The following is a 20,330-nucleotide window of genomic DNA, read 5'->3' on the forward strand; positions in this document are numbered from 1 at the left end:
CACCCGGCGCGCCCGAGGAACACCCGCACGAAAACGGAGAGCGGAGACACACCCCCATGCCGCACTGGTCCGTCTACACCGGCAGCAACGAGCCGCACGACGGCATCGACGACCTCCCCGCCCCACCGCCCTGGCGCGCCTTCGACGGCGGGCCCGCCCTGCCGCCGCCGCACGACGCCGACGACGCGACGGCCGTCTCCCCCGACCGGGTGCACCGGGCGAAGTCGTACGTGGCCACCCCCGAGAGCGTCCGGCTCGTCAACGCCGCGCTCTGCCTGCGCCGCCCGCTGCTCGTCACCGGCCCGCCCGGCACCGGCAAGTCCTCCCTGGCCTACGCGGTCGCCCGCGAACTGCGCCTCGGGCCGGTCCTGCGCTGGAACATCACCAGCCGCAGCGCCCTCGCCGACGGCCTCTACCAGTACGACCCGCTGTCCCGGCTGTACGCGGCCCGGGAGGGGCAGGACAGGCGGGACCGGCCCGACGGTTCCGGCCGTTCGGCCGCCGAGGTCGAGGACCACCTCCGCCTCGGCCCGCTCGGCACGGCCCTGCTCCCCTACGACCGGCCCCGCGCCCTGCTCGTCGACGAGATCGACAAGAGCGACCTCGACCTGCCGAACGACCTGCTCAACGTCCTGGAGGAGGGCCAGTACGAGATCCCCGAACTGGTGCGGGCCGCCCGTCACGCGGGGGGCGGCGCGGCCGAGGTCCTCGCGGACGGCACGGACACCCCGGTCACCGTGCGGCGCGGCCGGGTGCGCTGCCGCGCCTTCCCGTTCGTGGTGCTGACCAGCAACGGCGAACGCGAGTTCCCGCCCGCCTTCCTGCGCCGCTGCGTCCGGCTGAAGCTGCGCCGCCCCGACCGGGAGCAGCTCACCGACATCGTCCGCGCCCACCTCGACACCCCGGACGGCCACGCCGACCGCCTGATCAGCCGGTTCCTGGAACGGGCCAGCGGCGGCGAACTGGCCACCGACCAGCTGCTGAACGCCCTCTACCTCACCGGGGTCGCGGGCCTGGACGCCGACTCCCGCGACGACCTCGCCGAGCAGCTGATGCCGTACCTCAGCTCGACGGCCGACGGCGATGGCTTCTGACCCGGAAGCCGGGCGGCCGTCGCCGGTCGCCCGGCTGGCCGCGGCCCTGTCCGCGGCGGGCTCGTCGCCGACGCCGCGGGAGCTGGCGGAACTGCTGTGGATGGCGACCCTGTTGGCGCCACCGGACCGGCCGGAGGAGACGCCGTCGGGGGACGTCGGGTCCGGCGGCCTCGCCGACTCCCCCAGCACCGCCGGCGTCGCCGACGTCGCCGACATCGCTGACGAGAACGTCGCTCCGGTCCCCCCACCGGTGGACCCGCCCCGCCAGGCCCCGGAGCCAACCGACCCCACCCCCGGCCGCGTTCCGCTCAGCCTGCCCGCCCCCCGCTCTCCGCAGCACCGGCCCGACCACCCGGGCGGCGGCGGATCGCGCCTCCTGGCCCCCGCGCCCCCGATGCTCCCGCACCCGCTGGCGCTGCAACGCGCCCTGCGCCCGCTGAAGCGCAAGGTGCCCTCCCCGCACGCCCGGGTGCTGGACGAGCGGGCCACGGCCGACCGGATCGCCCGGCTCGGCGCCCACCCCGACGTGTGGTTCCCCGTGCTGCGCCCGGCCCCCGACCGCTGGCTGCGCCTCAACCTCGTGCACGACACCGGCCCCACCATGCCGGTCTGGCGCCCTCTCGTGTCCGAACTGCACGCGGCTCTCGCCCAGTCGGGCATCTTCCGCACGGTCGGCCTGCACCCGGCCACCCCCGACGGCCGGGCCCGCCAGGTCCCCGTCCTCGACGACGGCCGCACGGTCACCCTCGTCCTCAGCGACTGCATGGGCCCGCAGTGGCGCCCGGGCGAGGCGGGCGACCGCTGGTACCGCACCCTGCGGCACTGGGCCCACCACATGCCGCTCGCCGTCGTCCAGCCCCTCCCGGAACACCTCTGGCCCACCACCGCGCTCCCCGCCGAACCGGGCCTGCTCACCGCGCCGTCCACGGCGGCGCCCTCGGCGACGCTGGACTTCACCCCGTACGACCCCGCGCCCGCCCCCGAGCAGGCCCTCCCGGTCCCCGTCCTGGAACCGGGCGCCCCCTGGCTCGCCCACTGGGCGGCCCTGGTGGCCGACCCGGGCGGTGCCCGCACACCCGGTGCGGCGGCCTGGCTGCCGCCCGCCCCCGTACCGCCCGCCGAACCGGCCCCCGACCTCGCCTCGTCCTCCCCGGAGGACCTGGTGCTGCGCTTCCGCGCCACCGCGTCCCCGGAGGCCTTCCGCCTCGCCGGGCACCTCGCGCTGGCGGTCCCCTCGGTCCCGGTGATGCGTCTCGTGCAGCGCACCCTGGACCGCGACCCGCGCCCCCAGCACCTCGCCGAGGTGATCCTCAGCGGCATGCTGACCTCCGTGCCCGGGCCACCGGGCACGTACGAGTTCCGGCCCGGCGTACGGGAGTTGCTGCTGCGCTCCCTCCCGCGCACGGCCCGCGGCCGGACCCGCGAGTTCCTCGCGCGGGTCGGCGGCCTGATCGACGAGCGGGCGGGCCTCGCGGCCGGGGAGTTCCGGGCCCAGACGGCGGGCGGCCGGGGCGACGACCCGGGCACGGCCTTCGCGACGGTGAGCGAGGAGACGGTGCGGCGGCTGGGCGGGGAGGGGGCGCAGGAGCGGCTGATCGGCGGGCGGTACCGGCCGACCGGGTCGCGCGGAGCCGACCGCCGCCTGTGGAAGGCCGTGGACGTCCGTACCGGCCGGCAGGTGGTCGTACGCCGGTACCGCGAGCAGCCCGCACCGCACGAGCGGTTCCTGCGGGAGGCGGGTGCGCTGGCCGGGCTGGACGATCCGCACGTCGTGCGGGTGCTCGACTTCGGGGTGGAGGACGACACGCCGTACGTGGTCACGGAGTTCGTGGACGGACTGACGCTGGCCGAAACGCTCCAGGCCGTCTCCTTCCGGACGTTCGTCCGCCTGGTGTGCCAGGGCCTGGCCGGCCTCGAAGCCCTCCACGCCCACGGTCTGGTGCGCGGGGAGCGCGGGGCCGACGGCCTCCTGCTGCGGCCCGACGGCACCGTGATGATCAGCCGGATCGCGTTGGGCGAGGAGTCGCGGGGCAAGGACCCCGAGTCGGACCTGACCGAGTTCCGCTGGCTGCTCAAGCAGTTGGGCGCGGGCTTGTCGGTCCCCGCCGAGTACCGGAAGCTGCTCGACCTGATCGAGGGGCGCAAGCTGCGCGAAGCCGCCCGCTACGCCGCCGAACTCCCCGCGATGGCCCAGTGGTCGGCCCCGCTCCACATCACGGTGCTCGGCCCCCTGCGCATCAGCGACGCCATGTTCCCCCGCGAACTCCCCTCGCCGGAAGCCCAGGCCCTGCTGTGCATGCTGCTCTTCCGTCACGGACGGCGGGTGTCCGGCGCCGAGCTGGCCCGGGGACTGTGGGGGGATCCCCCGGGGGAACGCCAGGCCGCCGCCCGCATCGAGAACCTGGTTCTGGAACTACGACCGCTGCTGCCCCCCGGCGCCCTCGTCACCCTCCAGGACGCCTACGCCCTGCACGTCCCGGACGTCTACGTCGACGCGTTCCACTGCGAGGAACTCCTCGGCACCACCACGCGCGGGCCCGCCGAGCTCCGGCGCGCCCTCGACCTCTGGTACGGCGACCCGCTGGACGGCGTCCCGGGCCCCGCCGCCGCGGCCGCCCGGGACCGCCTGCGCGCCCTCAGGCTGGACCTCGAGACCATGCGCGACGGAGGGGACCAGGGGGCGTCCGCGACGGCCGCCGCACCCACGATCCGTTTCGAGGCCGACGACCTCACCGGCCACCCCGAGGCCCGCATCACCCTCGAGTACGCGGTGCACGAGATGCTCTCCCGGGGCGCCCTCGCCCCCCACCGGTTCGAGGTCCGGGTCCTCGACAACGGCTACCTCGTCGACACCGAGCCCGGGACCTACGTCCTCCCCGTGCTGGTCGCGGTCCTGCGCGGCCTCCCCGAGGTCCTCACCGGGCTGGTCGACGCGCCGCCTCTCACCGTGACGTTCTGGGACGGGCCGCCCCCGCCGCCGCAGGCACCGCCCGTGCCCGCAGACATCCAGGTCCTCCTCTCCCCGGCCCTGTACGAGGAGTTCGCCGCCAGCTCGGCGGCCCAGGGTCCGCAGCGGTTCCAGCCCGTCTACGAGGGCGGTGCCGCGGACACCCCGCCCGTCGCCTGGTACTGCCCGCTGTCCCCCGCCACGGCCGCCCCCGAACCCGAGGCCCGTGACCTGGTGCGGGGCCCCTTCATCACGCGCGACCTGCGCCGGCTCGGCATACCGGCCCCGGGCCGCACGGCCGTCGTCCACACACGGCCCGACGGCCCGCTGACCCTCCTCAACCCCGCCCAGCCGCACGGCGACGGGCCGCCCCGGCACGTGACGTACTACGAGGTGGACCTCACCACCCACCAGGCCCGCCACCGGGTCTCCCTGCCGGGCTCCGGCAAGGCCGTCTTCGCCGCGTCGGTCGAGCTGTCCTGGCACGTGGACGACCCGGTCGCCTTCGTGCGCGCCGAGGCCGGCCGGGTGTCCGAGCAGTTGCTCGGCCATCTGCTGGAGGAGGCGGCCCGCATCACCCGCCGTCATCCGCTGCGCCGGGCGGGCGCGGCCCAGCGGGCGGTCAACGCCGGGCTGCGCCGGTGGCCGGTGCCGGGGCTGTCGGTGACGGCGTCCGTGCAGCTGGCCCCGGAGGGTGCGGCGCTGCCCGGCCCGCAGGACGCGGCCCCGTCGCCGCCCCCGCCGGCCGGTCTCCTCGGTGACGCCGAGACCGTGCTGCTCGGCTTCGACGGGCCCGTGGCCCGCCTGTTCTCGGCGAACGCCGCCCACGAGGCCGTGCTCGACCTGCTCGGTCTCGTCGCCGAGCACCGCGGCCCGGACGCCGTGGCCCCCGGGTGGCGGGAGACGTTCACACACCCGCTGGACGTGCTGCGGGCCTTCGCACAGGACCCGCTGGGGCCGGTGCTGCGCGAGCGTCTGGACGCCCTCGAACTGCGGGCGGTGCCCCACGCCCCGGCGACGCACAACGCGGTGCCCCTGCTGCGCGCCCTGTACGCCGCCGGTCGTCGCGTGTGCGTGGTCACGGACGCCTGCGCCGACGTCGTGCACCGCTATCTGAGGCCCTACGGCACGCTCCCCCTGGCCGGCGTCCACGGCCGCGCCGAGGATCCCGGACTCCTCACCCCGCATCCGGACTGTCTGCTGCGTGCCCTGGACTCCTGCGCCGGGTCCGCCGCCACGGGCCTGGTCATCGGGTCCACGGTCGCCGAGCTGGCCGCCGCCCAGCGGGCCGGGCTGCGTTTCATCGGCCTCGCCCGCAACGCCACCATCGGCCGGGAGCTCCGCGAGGCGGGCTGCGAAACCACCGTCACCTCCTTGGCCCCACTCCTGGAGGCCGCCCGCTCCCTCTAGTGCCCCGACAGGCAACGTTCGCCCCGTCGCGACGCCCGGCACGCTCCCCCAAGCTCTTCGAGCAGGGGGTACCCCCACTCGCCGCACCGGCCGAAAGCCCAAGTACGTCCAGTACGAGGACTTCCGGCCGGCACGCCGAGAGCACGCACCGGACGCCGCTCCTTGACGGGCAAACGTTGCCTGCCGCGGCACTGGGTGATCAAACCCCCCGTTCGGCGGCGCCCCGCCCGGCCCCCCAGGAAAGGCGGCCTGGGCGCCTCGCGCGCACGATGCGAGGGAGGCCCGCCGCCCGGCGGCCCCACGTCTGCGAGGCCCGCCACCTGGCGGCCCCCCACGGTCTGTGCTCTCGGGAGGACCTGCCATGACCGCCAGTCTGGAGCAGTTGCGCCGCTGCCACTTCGCCGTCGACCTGGGAGCGGCCCGCACACGCGTCTTCGTCAAGGGAGCCGGGCTCGTCGTGGACCAGCCGTCCGCCGCCGCCGTGAACACCCGCACCGGCGCGCTGATCGCGGTCGGCGAACTCGCGGAGAAGATGACGGGCCGCACACCCGACTACATCCGGGTCGTACGGCCGGTGAGCGGCGGCACCGTCGTCGACATCGAGATGGCGCAGCGCATGCTGCGGCACCTGCTCGGCGACAAGATGCGCCGCAGTCTGCGCCGCAAGCCGATCCTGCGGGCGGCGGCCTGCACCCCGCACGACGCCGACCCGCTGGCCCAGCGCGCCGCGATCGAGACGCTGGTCGGTCTCGGGGCCCGGCGGGTGGAGCTGGTGGACACGCTGATCGCCGCCGCCGTCGGCTGCGGGCTGCCCGTGGAGCAGCCCGAGGCCACGATGATCATGGTGTGCGGGGCTGCCGCCACGCAGGTGGCCGTGCTGTCGCTGGGGTCCATCGTCACCGCCGAGCGCATCCCGGTGGGCGGCGAGGCCGTCGACCACGCGATCGTGCAGCACCTGCGCCACGAGCACGAGCTGATGCTGCCCAGCCAGTCGGTACGGCCGTTGCAGCTCGCCCTCTCCGGCAACGGCCTCACCCCGCACGGTCCGGCCGTGACGGAGATCCACGGGCGGGACGTCGCCACCGGCCTGGCCCGCTCGGTCCAGGTCGACACCGCCGCCGTCCGGGACGCGATCCAGACGCCGCTCACCGCGATCCTGGACGGCATCGGCAAGGTGCTGCGCGACTGCCCGCCCGACCTGGTCGCCGACCTCGCCGACCGGGGAATCATGATGGTCGGCGGCAGCGCGCTGCTGCCGGGCCTGGACCAGATGCTGCGGCAGGCGACCGGCATGCCCGTGCACATCGCGGAGCGCCCGGACGTGTGCGCGGTGCAGGGCCTCGGCGCGATGCTGGAGGGCCGGATCGAACCGCTGGCGCTGGATCCGCTGGGGGCGTGAGCGCGGGGGCACGGGCCGCCGGGGCGTGCCCCCTCAGCGGTCGAACCAGCAGCGTACGGTCGTACCGCTGTCGGCCGTGTGCACCCGCACCAGGTCGGCGATCAGGTTGACCAGCAGCAGCCCGCGCCCGCCGCGCTGGTCGCGGGGCACGGGCCGGCGCCCGGCCAGGGGGTCCACGAGGCGCCCCTCGTCGCGCACCTCGCACACCACGTACCCGTCCTCGGTCCACACCCGCAGCACGCCGGAACCGCCGCCGTGGATCACGCTGTTGGTGGTCAGCTCGGCCATGGCGAGGGCCAGGTCGTCGAGCTTGACGCCGGCCAGGCCGTGCCGCGCGCCCTCCCCGACGGCCACGTGCCGGGCCTCGGGGAGCGAGGCGGAGTCGAAGGGGAACGTCAGCGCGTCCGGCACGGGCGGCAGCGGCTCGTTGTAGCGGGCGACGATGTCGGCGGGCGCGTACGCCTCGCTGTCCTCCGCGTGGTCGGTGCCGGAGCGGATGACCTTGGGGTGGGTGGCGTAGGCGTCGGCGAGGACGTGCTCGGGCAGCTGCCCGACGTCGTACGGGCACAGGATGGTCGCCGTGCTGCCCTGGAAGGACGCGTTGATGAGCGCCTCGTGCTGGACGCAGGCGGCGTACTCGGTGCCGGAACGCCCGGCCCAGACGGGCTCGCCGATGATCCGCACCCGGCTGCCCGGCGGCTGGGCGTCGGCGAAGGCGCGGAGCACGCCGGGGATGATCCGCCCGGGGTTGCGTCCGGCCTCGCGCATGTCCAGGAGCCGCACGGCGCCGGCGGCGTCGCCCAGGGCGTCCCTGATCAGCTCCAGGTTCTTGCCGGGCACCGCGACCGCGACCGGGTCGCCGGCCGCCAGGGCCTCGCGCACGAACGGGACGGTGCCGCCGAGGTACTCCTGCTCGTCCCGGTAGAAGAACGCGGGGTGGACGAAGGACTCCGAGGGCGCGAAGGGGTCGGTCACCGCAGCGGTCATGACGTCGTCACCTCGATCCCCGTCTGGTCGGGCCACAGCAGGTCCAGCGTGCGCCGCAGCGCCGACGGGGGCCGCCGCACCACGAACCGCCGGCCGTCGGTAAGCCGCCCGGCGGCGTCCGCGAGCGCACCCGCGCCGGCGACGTCGACGAAGGTCACGTCGGACAGCTCCAGGTAGTACACGTCGTCATCCTCGCGAACGGCCTCTTCCAGTACAGCTTCCCAGATCGCACGGGTGGTCAGGCCGACCTCCCCGGCCGCCCGGACCCCGCTCCGCCCGGCCAGCGGGAACACCGAAAGACCCGGCACGGAACCACGGTGACCGGCGCCCGGCACCTGATACGGAGTGTTCACGCCCCTCTCCCCACGTTCTGGACCACAGCGCTCGTACCCGCCCGGGGACAGCTCATTCCCCACATCCGGGTGTAGTAAGCCGTACGGCGGGCAGGCGCACCTCACACCGACGTCCACGGGGGCGAGTGACGTCGTGCAGATCCGGTGAGGACGAACACGACCGACGAGGACCGAGAAGGCGGTGACATGACCACTGCGGCATCACCACATCTCACAGGAGGGCTGAATCCACTGGTCATCAGTGGTCGCGTGGACGCGGAACGCGCCGAGCTCACCCCGCGTGGTGAGCTGGTACACGGCTGCGCGGAAACTCTGGCCAGAACGCTGGCCGAGCTGCCGCACACCATCACACGGGTGGACCTGGACATGGGGGGCGTGCACTTCATGGACACGGCCGGTCTGCAGTTCCTGGACATGCTCGGCGACTACGGCCGGCAGCGCTCGCTGACGGTCACGACCACGAACTGGAACGGCCAGCCGCGTCGGATCCTGGAGCTCGCGGGCCTGGACACCACGGACCCGCTGCGCTCCGAGCCCACCCCCGACGCCCCGGCCCCGGCCCTGGGCTCCTCCGTGGTCTACCTGGAGCGTGCGGAGCGGCTGCACGTCCTCCAGGAGGAGGTCGAGCAGCTGCGCCAGGCCATCGCCTCCCGCCCGGTCATCGACCAGGCCCGAGGGATCCTCATGGCCACCCACGGCTGCACCTCCGACGAGGCCTGGCACATCCTGCGCGAGACGTCCCAGCTCTCCAACACCAAGCTGCGCGAGGTGGCCGCCGCGGTGACCGCCAGCGCCGAGACGAACGCGCCACCCCCGCCCCCGGAACTCCGCACAGCCCTCCAGCGGGCCATCGCCCGCCGCCGGGGCTGAGTCCGGGGCGCCCCTGCTCCGGCCACTCCGACCGTGGCCGGGGCACCCGAAGGCACCGGCGACCAGCGGCACACCCGCGCCCGCGTGCACCGGCCCACCCGCTCGCCGCACAACCTGGACCGAGCCGTCCTCGTTGGGAGTCGTGTGCCTCGCGCGAACACACGACCGGCAGACCGACGAGCGACCACCGCAGGGGCGGTGATCGGCGACGACCCGGCGCTGCGGGCGGCCTACGGGCTGTGCCGGCGCCGGACCCGGGAGCAGGATCCGGCGGAGTACGCGCTGATCCAGCTGGTGCCCTCGGCGCTGCGTCCGGCCTGCTGGGCCCTGTGGGCGGCGGCCAACGCGCTCGACGACCTGGGCGACGACCGCACCGCGCCCGCGGCGGAACGCGCCGCCCGGGTCGAGGAGTGGATCAGCGCGCTGCGCCGTGAACTGCCCACCGGCACGAGCCCTGACCCCGTCCGCCACGCCCTGCTGGACACCACGGCCCGCTGGCGGCTGGACCTGTCCGAACTGCACGGCGCCCTGGCCCAGGTGCGGGACGACACCCGCGGCAGGCGCTTCGACGACTGGGCCGCGTGGCGCACCTGGGGCCGGGACAACCTGCTGCCCTGGTTCGGCCAGGTCCGCACCCTCTTCGACCGGGCCGGTGTGCCCGTGGCCCTCCGCCTGGACACCCGGGAGACCTACGAGGAGTTCCTCGACGGCGTCCGGCTCACCGACATCCTCACCGACCTGTCCGCGGACCTCGCCCAGGGCGACCTGCTCCTGCCCGACGAGGCCGTGCGGCCCTTCCCGGGGGCTGCGGAGGACCTGGCCCACCGGCGCTGGAGCCCCGCCGTCGCCGCCCTGGTCACCCACCTGACCGGACTGGCCCGCCAGTGGGTGACCCAGGACGGCCTCGGCCGCGGCATGCACCCCGGCCCGGCCACCGTCCTCGACACCATGGCCGCCCTGCTGCGCGCCCAGCTGGACGCCATCGGCACCGCCGGTCCGGCCCTGCTCCGGCGCCCGCCCCGGCCGGCGTTCCCGGCCCGGGCCCGGATCCTCGCCCCCGCCCGGGTGCGCGCCGCCCTGGCCTGGAGCCTGACCCCGCTGACGGTGCCACCCGCCCGGCGCGCCGGCCAAGCCGTCCCTCCCCCGGCCGACCGCCCGGCCCTCACCACGGTGCTCCGTCCCCCACCGCCCCACCCCACCGGCCTGCGGCCCCCGTCGATCCCCCCGGGGCAGCTCCCCACCCACGTCGCCGTGATCATGGACGGCAACGGCCGCTGGGCCCAGCGGCGCGGTCTGCCCCGGTACGAGGGCCACCGCGCCGGCGCCGCCGCCGTCCGCGAGGTGGTGCACGGCGCCCTGGACATCGGTCTGCGGCACCTGACGCTCTACACGTTCTCCACCGAGAACTGGAACCGCGGCGCGCAGGAGGTCGACGCGATCCTCGGCCTGCTGCGCCGCGAGGTGGCGGACGACCCGTTCCGCGAACTCGACGTCCGGCTGCGCTGGCACGGCCGATCCCGCCGTCTGCCGCCCGACCTGGTCGACCTCCTGCACCTGCGGGAGCGCACCACCCGCACCCGCACCGGCCTCACGCTGACGATGTGCATCGACTACGGCGGCCGTGACGAGCTCACCCGCACCGCCGCCGCCCTCGCCCGCCGGGCCCGGGCCGGCCGGCTGGATCCCGACCTCATCACCGAGGAGGACTTCGCCCGCCACCTGCCCCACCCCGACATGCCGGACGTCGACCTGCTCTGGCGCACCGGCAACGAGCAGCGGACCTCCAACTTCCTGCCCTGGCACACGGCCTACGCGGAGCTGCACTTCACCCCGGAGCTCTGGCCGGACGTCGACCGCCGCCACCTGTGGCAGGCCATCACCACGTACACCCACCGCCAACGCCGCCTCGGCACCGCTCCGGTGGACGGCGAGGATGAGGCCGGCGACGCCTAGTGCCCCGACAGGCAACGTTCGCCCCGTCGCGACGCCCGGCACGCTCCCCCAAGCTCTTCGAGCAGGGGGTACCCCCACTCGCCGCACCGGCCGAAAGCCCAAGTACGTCCAGTACGAGGACTTCCGGCCGGCACGCCGAGAGCACGCACCGGACGCCGCTCCTTGACGGGCAAACGTTGCCTGCCGCGGCACTAGGTAGATGAACAGGTTGATCAGCGCCTGGCTGGTTCCGTGACCGCCGAAGTAGATCGTGTGGTGCAGCGGGATGTAGCCGTTGCGGGGCGGCAGCCAAGGTCCGATGTCCCGTGGCCGAACGGGTCCTTCATGGACGGCACCACGATGAGAGTGTTCGGCCGCCGCCTCTCCGATGGGCTCTCCGGGGCGTCGGACCGGTGATCACCGTGCCGCGCTCGCCGGGAAGTGCGCCGTGGCCAGGACGCTCCCGTCCGGGGCCACCAGACGGGCGCCGGTCACCGTCGCCGGATCGACCTCGGCCGGTGCCCCCCAGGATCCGTAACCGCCCTTGAGCGGGAACGAACCCACCGAGGCCGTCGACCCGTCGGCGTGTACGAGCAGACACCGCACCGGGCCCCGGCCGGCTTCGTCGAGGTCGACGGACATGTACACCCAGCCCTCGCCCCCGGCATGAGCGAAGATGCGGCCGATCTCATGGCCGTCGGAGACCAGGGCCGCCTCCCGGATGCGGTCGTCCGTCCGCTGCGAGGCCGCCGGCGGCGTGCCCTCGATCGCCGTACCGACCGCCCATCCGCCGAAACCACAGGCCAGGGCCGTGGCGACAGCGGCCGCCGCCAGCCGCAGCCGGCGCCTGTGGGGCTTCGGCGCGGGTGTCGCGCCCAGGGCCCGTACGACCCGGCTCTCGAAACCGACCGGTGGATCGGCGCCCGGCAGCAGCGCGAGCAGACCGTCGCCGACCGCTGTCAGCCGCTCGACGTGCTCCCGGCAGTCCGGGCAGCGGTCCAGGTGGGCGACCGCCTCGGCCCGCTCGCGGGCCGGCAGGACACCGAGCGCCAGTTCGGCGTCCAGTTCCCGCAGCCGCTCGCACTCCATGGCGCTCACCGCTTCTCCTCCGCCTCGAGGAGGGCTCGTATCTTGAGCGTCCCGGTCCGGATCCGGGTCTTCGCCGTGCCCAGTGGAACGTCCTCGGCGTCCGCGACCTCCCGCGCCGTCATCCCGTAGATCCCGGCCATCACCAGGGCCCGCGCCTGCTCCCGGGGCAGTGCCGCCACCGCTCGACGGACCCGCTCCGCGCTGTCGTCGGCGAGCGCTCGCCGCTCGGGCGTCTCGGTGACGATGCCGAGCAGTTCGTCCAGGTCCTCCGGGTCGGCCGGGCTCGCCCGCCGGGCCCGTACCGTGTCGATCGCGAGGTTGTGCGCGATGGCCGTCAGCCAGGCCCGTACGGAGCCGCGCCGGGAGTCGTACACCTGTGCGTGCCGCCAGGCCCGCTCGAACGTCTGCTGAGCGACGTCCTCGGCGAGTTGGGGGTCGCCGAGGACGGCGAGGGCCACGCCGAACACCGTGCGCTGGAAACGGCGTACGAACGCGACGGCGAGCTCGGGATCGCCCGTCGTCAGACCGGTGAGCAGTGCCTCGTCAGGCATCCGCCCGTGGGAAAGGCCCATGCGCCGCACACCAGGGATACGTTCCGCCGCCCGGATTGGATTGCCTCACCCCCATTCTCCGCCCGCGCGATCCCGCGGTCCGCAATCCCTCGTCCCGTCAGCTCCGTATCTCTTGCGGGGGGACGATCCGGAGGACCGATTCATGACCATCCCGCACACCCGCCAACGCGTGCTCCTCGGCGTCGCCGCAGGCGGCCTGACCGCCCTGCTCGCCGCCTGTGGAGGCGGTGGCAACGGCAGCAGCGCCGGTGGCACCACGACCTCGCCCCCGCCGAAGTCCACCACCTCGGGGACCCCGGTCACGGCGGAGCTGACCGACTTCCACATCGCGCTCTCGACGGGGAAGTTCCAGCCCGGTCAGTACACCTTCACCGCGAAGAACATGGGCCAGCACGAACACGCCCTGGAGATCGAGGGTCCCGGCGGCGAGAACCGCAGCAAGACGCTGGACCCGGGGCAGTCCACGACGCTCACGGTGACGCTGAAGTCCGGCTCGTACGAGGTCTACTGCCCGGTCGACGGACACAAGGACCTGGGCATGAAGACGAGCATCACCGTCGGCGGAGCCCCGGCATCGTCCGGCGGCAACACCTCCCAGAACAATGGCTACTAGGGAGACGGCCGCCCGGCTCGTCCTGCGTCTGGCCGGCGCGGGCCTGACGGCGGCGATGGCCGCGATCCATCTGCGCCTGTGGGCCGAGGGCTACCGGGGCCTCGCCACCATCGGCCCGCTCTTCCTGCTCAACGGCGTCGTCGGCATCCTGCTCGCCGTGGCGCTGCTTGTCACCCCCGTGCGCCGGCTCGGCCCGGTCGCCGCCGTCACCGCACTGTTCACGGCCGGCACTCTGGGCGCACTGATCCTGAGCCTCACCACCGGCCTGTTCGACTTCACCGAGTCGATCGACGCGGAGCTGGTCCGCCCGACCCTGTACGTCGAGACGGCGGGTACGGCCGTCCTGACCGTCCTGGCGGTGGCCGCCCTCCGCCACCGCTCCCCCGGCGAGCACCACCACCGCCACCGCCCTCGACAGGACCGCACGCGCTCCACGCCCGAGCACGAAGACCTCAGGAAGTAGCCGATCTTGTACAGCGGCTGCGCCCGCTACCGCGCCCACTCCTCCGGCACCCGGCCCTCCCGGCTCAGCATCTGTGTCGCCAGCACCCGCAGAGCCGCCGCGAAGATCGCCGGATTGCGCAGGAACTCCATGTGGATACCGGGGAACTCCACCCACGGCACACCGATCCGGCGGGCGATCTCGACGGAGGGCCGCGCGTAGTACGCGCCCCGGTCGGCGGCGCCCGCGCCCAGCACCATCGGGAACGGCGCGGCCTTCAGCGCGGCTTCGTCGGGAAGGAAGCCGGCGAAGCCGGGCCACTCCGTGCCGAACAGGTGGTCCTGGTTTCCCAGGAACCGTTTCCAGAGGTCGTCGGGCCAGCGGTACGTCCCCTCGCCACGCGTCGTCGCCGCGAACCGGCGTCCCGCCGCCGAACCTCCGCCCTCGGCGTACAGCGCGGCCATGTCGTCGAAGAAAGAGCGGTCGGGATCGCCGTCGGGCAGGACGTTCACGGCCGGTGGCTCGTGCGCGACCAGACCGGTCAGCACCTGCGGGTGCGACGCGGCCAGCGTGAGCCCGATGATCGCGCCTGCGCTGTTGCCGAACACGAGCGCGCGTCCGCCCGCCACGGACTCGATCAGTGCGCGAGCGTCGGCCGCCTGCTGAGCGAGGTCCATCGGTTCGGCGGAGCGGCCTGTGCTGCGGGAGTTGCCTCGCCGGTCGTAGGTGATCACGGTGAAGGCGTCGGCCAGCTCCTCGGCGACACCCGAGTAGTACCCGGCGTCCCCTCCCGCCCCACTGATCATCAGCAGGGCGGGCCCGCTGCCGCGCACTTCGTGGTGGAGCAGCGCTCCGTCGGTCTCGAACACGTCACTGCGCACGGCAGGGCTCCGATCCACGGTGAAGGGCGGTGTCAGGACCGGGCGAGCCGAGGGACGAGGAGTTCGGCGTTGCCCCGGTTGACGGCGTGGAGCTGCCCGGGTTCCCAGTCCGGGTACGTGTCCAGCCCGCTGTCGAATCCGGTGGCCCAGTCCTCGGGAAGCATGGGGAAGTCGCTGCCGTACAGGACGTGTCCGGGCTCGGCGAAGGCGAGCAGTGAGGGCAGCGCGGCCGGGCCGGCGGAGATGGCGGTGTCGAAGTAGAAGCGCCGGAGGTCGCTCAGCAGGCCCTCGGGGGTGGAGCCCGGGTGGAGCCGGGCGGCGACCGCGAAGCGGTGGGCGGCATACGGCAGGAAGCCGCCGGCGTGGGGAAGGATCATCTTGATCCGTGGGTATCGTCCCGGCACCCCGTTCAGTGCCAGGTGGAGGGCCGTGCGGACGGTGTCGTAGGGGAAGTCCACCAGAGGGCTGGGCAGTCCGGGGACCGGCGCGACCGGCGGCGCGGTGGGGTGGACGAGGACGACAGCGGCGCGGGCGTCCAGCTCGGCCCAGAGCGGTTCCAACGCCGGGTCGCCGAGATAACGGCCGTGCACGTTGGAGAGGACGATCAGCCCGTCGGCGTTCAGCTCGTCCAGTGCGTGGGCGGCCTCGTCGAGTGCGGCGTCCACGTCGGGCAGCGGGAGGACGGCGAAGTGACCGAAGCGGTCGGGCCGGTCCTTGACGACTTCGGCGGTGCACTCGTTCACGCTCCGGGCGCCGGCGCGGGCACCGGCGGGGTCGTCCGGAGCCGCGACCGGCGCGGGGAAGGACAGCAGACCGGTGGCGATCGATCTGCGGTCCATCATCGCGATCGCGCTCTGAACGTCCCACGCGGGAGCGGGCCAGCCGAGGGCCTCGGCCCGCTCGGCCATCGCACGGCTGAGGTCCGGTGGGATCAGGTGTTGGTGTACGTCGATGCGCGCGGCGTCCGGCATGTCTGTCCGAGCCTCCTCGGGTACGGGATGCGGTGAGCGAGGCTGCGGCGTGGCAGCCCGCATTCCGGAGGTACCCCGTGGGGAGGGGCGGCGGAGGTGAACGGCGCGCTCCGGCCCCGGACAGCGGGTGCCGCCCGGCGGGGAATCACCCGAGCGGGCCAACCCGGAGCGGCGTGGCGAGGAATCCGGCTCCGACACAGGTGAGAACGTTCCTGCTGGGGAGCGCTCGATGTCCTATATCACCGTGGCACGAGGTAGGGGCCGAAAATTACCATCAGACAGATACATTCCGCTGCGGCGCTAGCTTGGGCCGATGCACACCCATGCTTCGCCCGCGTCCCTGCTGTCCGCCCTGAGGCCCCGGACCCAAGAGCGCCTCTACGACTTCTACAAGGAGCTACGGAGCGCCGACGACCTCTTCTGGGACCCCCGCCTGGATGCCTGGATCGCGACCAGCCATGCAGTGGTCAGCAGCGCCGCCGGCGACCCGCGGTTCTCCTCGGTGCGCTATCCCGACATCGGGGCCGTCTCCGAGGAACTACGGCCGCTGGCCCGGGTCCTGAGTCGGCAGATGCTCTACAGCGATGCCCCTGACCACTCCCGGCTGCGAGCCCTGCTCAGCAGAGCCTTCACCCCCCGGGCAGTAGCGACGCTCCGCGACCGGATCTCCGGGGCTGTCGAGGAGATCATCACCCGTGCGGCGCCGACCGGGCGGTTGGACATCGTCGCGGAGCTCGCCCGCCCCCTGCCCCTGACCATCATCTGCGACCTCCTGGATGTGCCGGAACAGGACCGACCCGCCTTGTCTTCCTGGTCCGACCCGATCGCCGCGGCCATCGGCAGTTCCAGACTCGACGCCGATGACAGCCGTGCCGCCTCGCAGAGCATGGCACGCATGCTCGCCTACCTCCGGGAACTCCTCACCAGCCAGGACTCCCCGCCCGCCCCCCACACCCTGCGCGCACTGTTGACCACGCGGGCCGAGAGTACCGACCAGGACTTCGACGAACTCCTCGCCAACTGCGCCCTGCTCCTGATCGCCGGCCATGAGACCACCACCCACTTCATCGGCAACGCCGCTCTCGCCCTGCTGCGCCACCCCCAGGCAGCCGATCAACTGCGCCGGCGGACCGACCTGATCCCCGCTGCGGTCGAGGAACTCCTGCGCTACGACAGCCCGGTGCAACTGATGCTGCGCCGGGCGCGGCACGACCTGGACCTGGCGGGTCGCTCCATCGCTGCCGGGCAGGTGGTGCTCCTCGTGTGTGGTGCCGCCAACCGGGATCCGGCCGCTTTCCCCGATCCGGACGTGCTGGACTTCCAACGGCCTGATCGGCGGCACGTCGCCTTCGGATACGGGCCGCACTTCTGCCTCGGCGCGGCGCTGGCCCGGCTGGAGGGCGCTGTCGTCCTGGAGGCACTCCTCACCCGGCTTCCCGACCTGAGGCTCGACGGCATTGCGCCTCAGTGGCAGCGCAGCCTCAACTTCCGCGGGCTCACCCGCCTGAACGTTGCCTTCACCCCCGTCTTCGAGTGATCACGGCAGCGCCACGCAAGCCTCGCTGACCGATGGCCGGTTGAGCGACTCATGGTCTCCGCGTGGCGCCGCCGCCTGGGGCACCGGCTGGTGTCGGACCGCGTCTCCTGGTTCCGTTACCCACCGTCAGCTAGTGCGGAAGGAGAGCGCTGGCGGTCCGGCTGGCGGCTGTGGAGCCCCGGCCACCATCGCTACCGGCTGCGCGCCAAGGTCCGGGAGGTGCTGGGCCGGGATGCCGAGCCGAGTGCCGGGTGATCGACTCGCAGTCCGGTCATCGGCGCCCTCTGGGAGATCGACGACGGCATGGCCGTCACGGTAGCCGACAGGTTTCACTCCCGGCTCAGGGCTGGGGCGCCTCGGACACCAGCCGGGCCGCCCACGCACTCCACACGGCGGTACGAGCCGTCCGCGCCGGCCGCGGCCGCCCCGATGGCCTGAACCTGACCCGCACTCCCTCCCTGTGGGCCGCGTACATCCACGCCGGTGCCTGATCTTGTCCAACGTGGGACGGGCCGGTCATGTGACCACGTCGCGGTTCGCGATCAGCCGCCCGCCGAGCATCATGGTCGCCACGCAGGCAACGCGCAGTCCTCTCAGCCCAGCGGACGGCGCCTCCGGGGGCGTGGGTCCCGCAGGATGTCGGTGAGGGCAGCAGACCAGCGATCCACGTTTCCGCAGGTCAGAGACCTGCATGGTGGGGCGGGTGGGACTCGAACCCACGGCCGACGGATTATGAGTCCGCTGCTCTAACCGGCTGAGCTACCGCCCCATAGCGGCGTGTCGCGTACATGTGTGCGCGCCGTCTGCCGCAGCATAGCCGCTCATACGATCTCCTGCTTCGGCTGGGCGGCTTCGCACGGCCTTCGTGACCATGAGGACTGCGCCTGGTGCCGCGCGGTTCCCAGGAGCTCGGAACAGACATGAAAAAGGACCCCGGTTGGGGCCCTCGTTCACCATGCTCCCCCGACTGGACTCGAACCAGTAACCTGCCGGTTAACAGCCGGCTGCTCTGCCAATTGAGCTACGGAGGACCGAGCTCCCCGGACTGGACTCGAACCAGTAACCTGCCGGTTAACAGCCGGCTGCTCTGCCAATTGAGCTACCGAGGAAGGTCTCGTTTGCATCGAACGTACCTACCTGGGTATCCGCCAGGGGGCGCGCGCTCGCTGCGACACATACATTAGCGCAAGCAGGGGGGTGCTTTGCCAATCGGTACTCCCCGGCGCCGACGCCGCACCGGAGACCTACGCAAGGAAAGGGTGGCCGCATGCGTTACCGGCTCACGTTCGTCGCCGGAGTCGTCCTGGGTTACGTGCTGGGCACGAGGGCCGGACGCGAGCGCTACGAGCAGCTGAAGAAGACAGCCCAGCAGTTCGCACAGAACCCCGCCGTCCGCAACACCGCGGAGACCGCCGCCCACCAGGGCCGTGAGTTCGCGGGCAAGGCGTACCACGTGGTGAGCGACAAGGTCGGCGACCGAGTCCCCGACTCGGTGGCAGACCGCGTCCGCCACCTCCGCGACCGAGCCACCCACAACGGCGGCGAGGACGACTGGGGCACCAGCAACACGTAACAGTTCCTTCTCAGGCGCGGGGCGCGCCCCTGACCTTTCAGGGGCGCGGGGAACTGCGCGACCAGCCACGACGCGGCCGCACCCGGGACTCGGCGCACACCCCTCACAGTCTCCCCTGCTCAACCCAAGCGGAGTGTGCGGCAGAATTTTGGCCATGGGGATAGTCGCCGGGTTGGACAGTTCACCCGATTTCACTCGTATCGTCGTCTGTGACACGGACTCCGGAGCCGTGCTCAGGCAGGGATATGCACCGCATCCGGTGGAGAGCCCCGAGGGCGGCGGCCGGCCGTCCGACGTCGACCCTCAGGCGTGGCTGCTGTCCCTCGGCGAGGCCGCCGGCGGCGGCCTGCTCGAGGGCGTGCAGGCGATCGGCGTGTCGGCGCAGCAGAACGCCGTGGTGCCGCTGGACGCACAGGGGAACACCGTGCGTCCGGCGATGGTCGGCGGCGACAAGCGGACGCAGGTCGCCGCGGCCGATCTGGTCGACGCGCTCGGCGGGCGCGAGGCGTGGGCGCAGGCCGTGGGGTGTGTGCCGCAGGCCGCGCAGCCGGTGACGAAGCTGCGCTGGCTGGCCCGGACCGAGCCCGAGAACGCGCAGCGCACGGCGATCCTCCTCCAGGCGCACGACTGGCTGGTGTGGCAGTTGCTGGGCCGGCCGGTGCGCAGAACGACCGACCGGGGCGGGGCGTCCGGCACCGGGTACTGGTCGGCGGCGACCGGCGCCTACCGGCCCGACCTCGTCGAGCTGGCGCTCGGGCACCAGGTGATGCTGCCGGAGGTGATCGGCCCGGCGGACGCGGCCGGTACGACGCCGGAAGGGCTGCTGATCTCCGTCGGGACCGGCGAGACCATGGCGGCGGCGTTCGGACTGGGCATCGGCCTCGGGGACGCGGTCGTGTCGCTGGGCGCGTCCGGTTCCGTGATGGCCGTGCACCCCGAGGCGCTCGTCGACGGCTCCGGGATGATCACCGCGCTCGCGGACGCGACCGGCATGCACCTGCCCGTCGTCACCACGCTGAACGCCGTACGGACGCTGCGCGGGGCCGCCGAGCTGCTGGGGCTGCCCGATCTGGAGAGTCTGTCCGACCTGGCGATGAAGTCCACGCCGGGATCGCACGGCCTGGTGCTGCTGCCCTATCTGGAGGGTGAGCGGACACCGAACCTGCCGCACACCGCCGGGACCCTGGCGGGGCTGCGGCGCGAGTCGATGAAGCCGGAGCATCTGGCGCGGGCCGCGTTCGAGGGCATGCTGTGCGGGCTCGCGGACGCCCTGGACGTGCTGCGCGGCCGGGGCGTGGAGGTACGGCGGGTGTTCCTGCTCGGACCGGCCGCCGAACTGCCCGCCGTGCAGGCCGCCGCGCCGTCGCTGTTCGGGACGCAGGTCGTCGTGCCCCAGCCGGCCGACTACGCGGCGATCGGCGCCGCCCGGCAGGCCGCCTGGGCGCTCGGGGTGTCCCAGGGCACGCTGGACTCGCGGAACCCGCCGACCTGGCAGGGAGCGGTCGCGCAGGTACTGGAGCCCGGGGACGAACTGGCCGTGGGGCAGGCGGTGCGCCAGCAGTTCGTGTCGGTGCGGGAGCAGACGCACCCGGGGGCTCTGCGGCCGTAGCGGTCGGTCAGGGAGATCCGGTGCGCTCCTGGGGCCTTTTGACCGCCTGTT

The 20,330-nt window shown here is 73.5% G+C and carries 17 protein-coding genes and 3 tRNA genes; 11 read left to right on the forward strand and 9 right to left on the reverse strand.

Annotation, left to right across the window (positions count from 1 at the left end; translation table 11 throughout):
- Positions 1–56: 56 nt before the first annotated feature.
- The 3 genes from ABEA82_RS01715 to ABEA82_RS01725 all read left to right on the forward strand — a co-directional run bounded on the left by ABEA82_RS01715 (position 57) and on the right by ABEA82_RS01725 (position 6,850).
- On the forward strand, positions 57–1,094 hold the full coding sequence (locus ABEA82_RS01715; RefSeq protein WP_345659520.1) for an AAA family ATPase: 1,038 nt from the start codon (positions 57–59) through the stop codon (positions 1,092–1,094).
- A complete protein-coding gene (locus tag ABEA82_RS01720) occupies positions 1,084–5,451 on the forward strand; it encodes an SAV_2336 N-terminal domain-related protein (RefSeq protein WP_345659521.1) in 4,368 nt (1,455 codons plus the stop codon). The genes ABEA82_RS01715 and ABEA82_RS01720 overlap by 11 nt, the downstream gene beginning before the upstream one ends.
- Before the next feature lie 361 nt (positions 5,452–5,812).
- Positions 5,813–6,850 (forward strand): rod shape-determining protein, encoded by a 1,038-nt coding sequence (locus tag ABEA82_RS01725; RefSeq protein ID WP_345659522.1) that lies wholly within the window; start codon positions 5,813–5,815, stop codon positions 6,848–6,850.
- A 33-nt stretch (positions 6,851–6,883) separates the two neighbouring features.
- Here ABEA82_RS01725 and ABEA82_RS01730 read toward each other — a convergent pair whose 3' ends face one another.
- Together ABEA82_RS01730 and ABEA82_RS01735 are read right to left on the reverse strand one after the other, a co-directional pair.
- The gene (locus tag ABEA82_RS01730) at positions 6,884–7,837 is read right to left on the reverse strand and encodes an anti-sigma factor RsbA family regulatory protein (RefSeq protein ID WP_345659523.1); all 954 of its coding nucleotides are present in this window, start codon (positions 7,835–7,837) and stop codon (positions 6,884–6,886) included.
- Positions 7,834–8,190, reverse strand: a complete 357-nt coding sequence (locus ABEA82_RS01735; RefSeq protein WP_345659524.1) for an STAS domain-containing protein — start codon at positions 8,188–8,190, stop codon at positions 7,834–7,836. Before ABEA82_RS01735 ends, ABEA82_RS01730 begins: the two co-directional genes overlap by 4 nt.
- Before the next feature lie 186 nt (positions 8,191–8,376).
- Here ABEA82_RS01735 and ABEA82_RS01740 point away from each other — a divergent pair, with 186 nt between their 5' ends.
- Together ABEA82_RS01740 and uppS are read left to right on the forward strand one after the other, a co-directional pair.
- Positions 8,377–9,060, forward strand: a complete 684-nt coding sequence (locus ABEA82_RS01740; RefSeq protein ID WP_345659525.1) for an ANTAR domain-containing protein — start codon at positions 8,377–8,379, stop codon at positions 9,058–9,060.
- A gap of 198 nt (positions 9,061–9,258) precedes the next feature.
- Positions 9,259–11,013, forward strand: a complete 1,755-nt coding sequence (gene uppS / locus ABEA82_RS01745) for a polyprenyl diphosphate synthase (protein WP_345659526.1) — start codon at positions 9,259–9,261, stop codon at positions 11,011–11,013.
- Positions 11,014–11,409: 396 nt separating this feature from the next.
- Here uppS and ABEA82_RS01750 read toward each other — a convergent pair whose 3' ends face one another.
- Together ABEA82_RS01750 and ABEA82_RS01755 are read right to left on the reverse strand one after the other, a co-directional pair.
- Positions 11,410–12,081 (reverse strand): hypothetical protein, encoded by a 672-nt coding sequence (locus tag ABEA82_RS01750; RefSeq protein ID WP_345660101.1) that lies wholly within the window; start codon positions 12,079–12,081, stop codon positions 11,410–11,412.
- A gap of 5 nt (positions 12,082–12,086) precedes the next feature.
- A complete protein-coding gene (locus ABEA82_RS01755) occupies positions 12,087–12,632 on the reverse strand; it encodes an RNA polymerase sigma factor (RefSeq protein ID WP_345659527.1) in 546 nt (181 codons plus the stop codon).
- A 163-nt stretch (positions 12,633–12,795) separates the two neighbouring features.
- Between ABEA82_RS01755 and ABEA82_RS01760 the strand changes: the two genes are divergently transcribed.
- Together ABEA82_RS01760 and ABEA82_RS01765 are read left to right on the forward strand one after the other, a co-directional pair.
- Complete coding sequence (locus ABEA82_RS01760; RefSeq protein WP_345659528.1) at positions 12,796–13,266, forward strand: copper-binding protein; 471 nt, start codon at positions 12,796–12,798, stop codon at positions 13,264–13,266.
- The gene (locus ABEA82_RS01765) at positions 13,256–13,729 is read left to right on the forward strand and encodes a hypothetical protein (RefSeq protein ID WP_345659529.1); all 474 of its coding nucleotides are present in this window, start codon (positions 13,256–13,258) and stop codon (positions 13,727–13,729) included. The genes ABEA82_RS01760 and ABEA82_RS01765 overlap by 11 nt, the downstream gene beginning before the upstream one ends.
- Positions 13,730–13,755: 26 nt before the next feature.
- Here the strand turns inward: ABEA82_RS01765 and ABEA82_RS01770 are convergent, their stop codons facing one another.
- Together ABEA82_RS01770 and ABEA82_RS01775 are read right to left on the reverse strand one after the other, a co-directional pair.
- A complete protein-coding gene (locus tag ABEA82_RS01770) occupies positions 13,756–14,589 on the reverse strand; it encodes an alpha/beta fold hydrolase (RefSeq protein ID WP_345659530.1) in 834 nt (277 codons plus the stop codon).
- Positions 14,590–14,621: 32 nt separating this feature from the next.
- Positions 14,622–15,560: an amidohydrolase family protein gene (locus ABEA82_RS01775; protein WP_345659531.1), complete on the reverse strand. Its 939-nt coding sequence runs from the start codon at positions 15,558–15,560 to the stop codon at positions 14,622–14,624.
- A 313-nt stretch (positions 15,561–15,873) separates the two neighbouring features.
- On the opposite strand from ABEA82_RS01775, the gene ABEA82_RS01780 reads away from it, so the two are divergent.
- Positions 15,874–17,097, forward strand: a complete 1,224-nt coding sequence (locus ABEA82_RS01780) for a cytochrome P450 (RefSeq protein WP_345659532.1) — start codon at positions 15,874–15,876, stop codon at positions 17,095–17,097.
- A 51-nt stretch (positions 17,098–17,148) separates the two neighbouring features.
- Positions 17,149–17,352 carry a hypothetical protein gene (locus tag ABEA82_RS01785; protein WP_345659533.1) on the forward strand — a complete coding sequence of 68 codons (204 nt, stop codon included), beginning with the start codon at positions 17,149–17,151 and terminating at the stop codon, positions 17,350–17,352.
- A gap of 437 nt (positions 17,353–17,789) precedes the next feature.
- Here the strand turns inward: ABEA82_RS01785 and ABEA82_RS01790 are convergent.
- The 3 genes from ABEA82_RS01790 to ABEA82_RS01800 all read right to left on the reverse strand — a co-directional run bounded on the left by ABEA82_RS01790 (position 17,790) and on the right by ABEA82_RS01800 (position 18,206).
- Positions 17,790–17,866, reverse strand: a tRNA-Ile gene (locus tag ABEA82_RS01790).
- Positions 17,867–18,055: 189 nt separating this feature from the next.
- Positions 18,056–18,128: transfer RNA gene (locus tag ABEA82_RS01795), tRNA-Asn, on the reverse strand.
- Positions 18,129–18,133: 5 nt separating this feature from the next.
- Positions 18,134–18,206 (reverse strand) — tRNA-Asn (locus ABEA82_RS01800).
- A 158-nt stretch (positions 18,207–18,364) separates the two neighbouring features.
- Here ABEA82_RS01800 and ABEA82_RS01805 point away from each other — a divergent pair.
- On the forward strand, positions 18,365–18,670 hold the full coding sequence (locus ABEA82_RS01805) for a YtxH domain-containing protein (protein WP_345659534.1): 306 nt from the start codon (positions 18,365–18,367) through the stop codon (positions 18,668–18,670).
- Between the two features lie 154 nt (positions 18,671–18,824).
- Positions 18,825–20,279 (forward strand): xylulokinase, encoded by a 1,455-nt coding sequence (locus ABEA82_RS01810; protein WP_345659535.1) that lies wholly within the window; start codon positions 18,825–18,827, stop codon positions 20,277–20,279.
- Positions 20,280–20,330 lie beyond the last annotated feature (51 nt).

Source organism: Streptomyces venetus, from assembly GCF_039540295.1.
In the GTDB taxonomy this organism is placed as follows: Bacteria; Actinomycetota; Actinomycetes; order Streptomycetales; family Streptomycetaceae; genus Streptomyces; species Streptomyces venetus.

Coding starts and splice junctions, on each gene's coding strand:
- ABEA82_RS01715 (WP_345659520.1), top strand. CDS start 57: ATGCCGCACTGGTCCGTCTACACCGGCAGCAACGAGCCGCACGACGGC.
- ABEA82_RS01720 (WP_345659521.1), top strand. CDS start 1,084: ATGGCTTCTGACCCGGAAGCCGGGCGGCCGTCGCCGGTCGCCCGGCTG.
- ABEA82_RS01725 (WP_345659522.1), top strand. CDS start 5,813: ATGACCGCCAGTCTGGAGCAGTTGCGCCGCTGCCACTTCGCCGTCGAC.
- ABEA82_RS01730 (WP_345659523.1), bottom strand. CDS start 7,837: ATGACCGCTGCGGTGACCGACCCCTTCGCGCCCTCGGAGTCCTTCGTC.
- ABEA82_RS01740 (WP_345659525.1), top strand. CDS start 8,377: ATGACCACTGCGGCATCACCACATCTCACAGGAGGGCTGAATCCACTG.
- ABEA82_RS01750 (WP_345660101.1), bottom strand. CDS start 12,081: ATGGAGTGCGAGCGGCTGCGGGAACTGGACGCCGAACTGGCGCTCGGT.
- ABEA82_RS01755 (WP_345659527.1), bottom strand. CDS start 12,632: ATGCCTGACGAGGCACTGCTCACCGGTCTGACGACGGGCGATCCCGAG.
- ABEA82_RS01760 (WP_345659528.1), top strand. CDS start 12,796: ATGACCATCCCGCACACCCGCCAACGCGTGCTCCTCGGCGTCGCCGCA.
- ABEA82_RS01765 (WP_345659529.1), top strand. CDS start 13,256: ATGGCTACTAGGGAGACGGCCGCCCGGCTCGTCCTGCGTCTGGCCGGC.
- ABEA82_RS01775 (WP_345659531.1), bottom strand. CDS start 15,560: ATGCCGGACGCCGCGCGCATCGACGTACACCAACACCTGATCCCACCG.
- ABEA82_RS01780 (WP_345659532.1), top strand. CDS start 15,874: ATGCACACCCATGCTTCGCCCGCGTCCCTGCTGTCCGCCCTGAGGCCC.
- ABEA82_RS01785 (WP_345659533.1), top strand. CDS start 17,149: ATGGTCTCCGCGTGGCGCCGCCGCCTGGGGCACCGGCTGGTGTCGGAC.
- ABEA82_RS01805 (WP_345659534.1), top strand. CDS start 18,365: ATGCGTTACCGGCTCACGTTCGTCGCCGGAGTCGTCCTGGGTTACGTG.
- ABEA82_RS01810 (WP_345659535.1), top strand. CDS start 18,825: ATGGGGATAGTCGCCGGGTTGGACAGTTCACCCGATTTCACTCGTATC.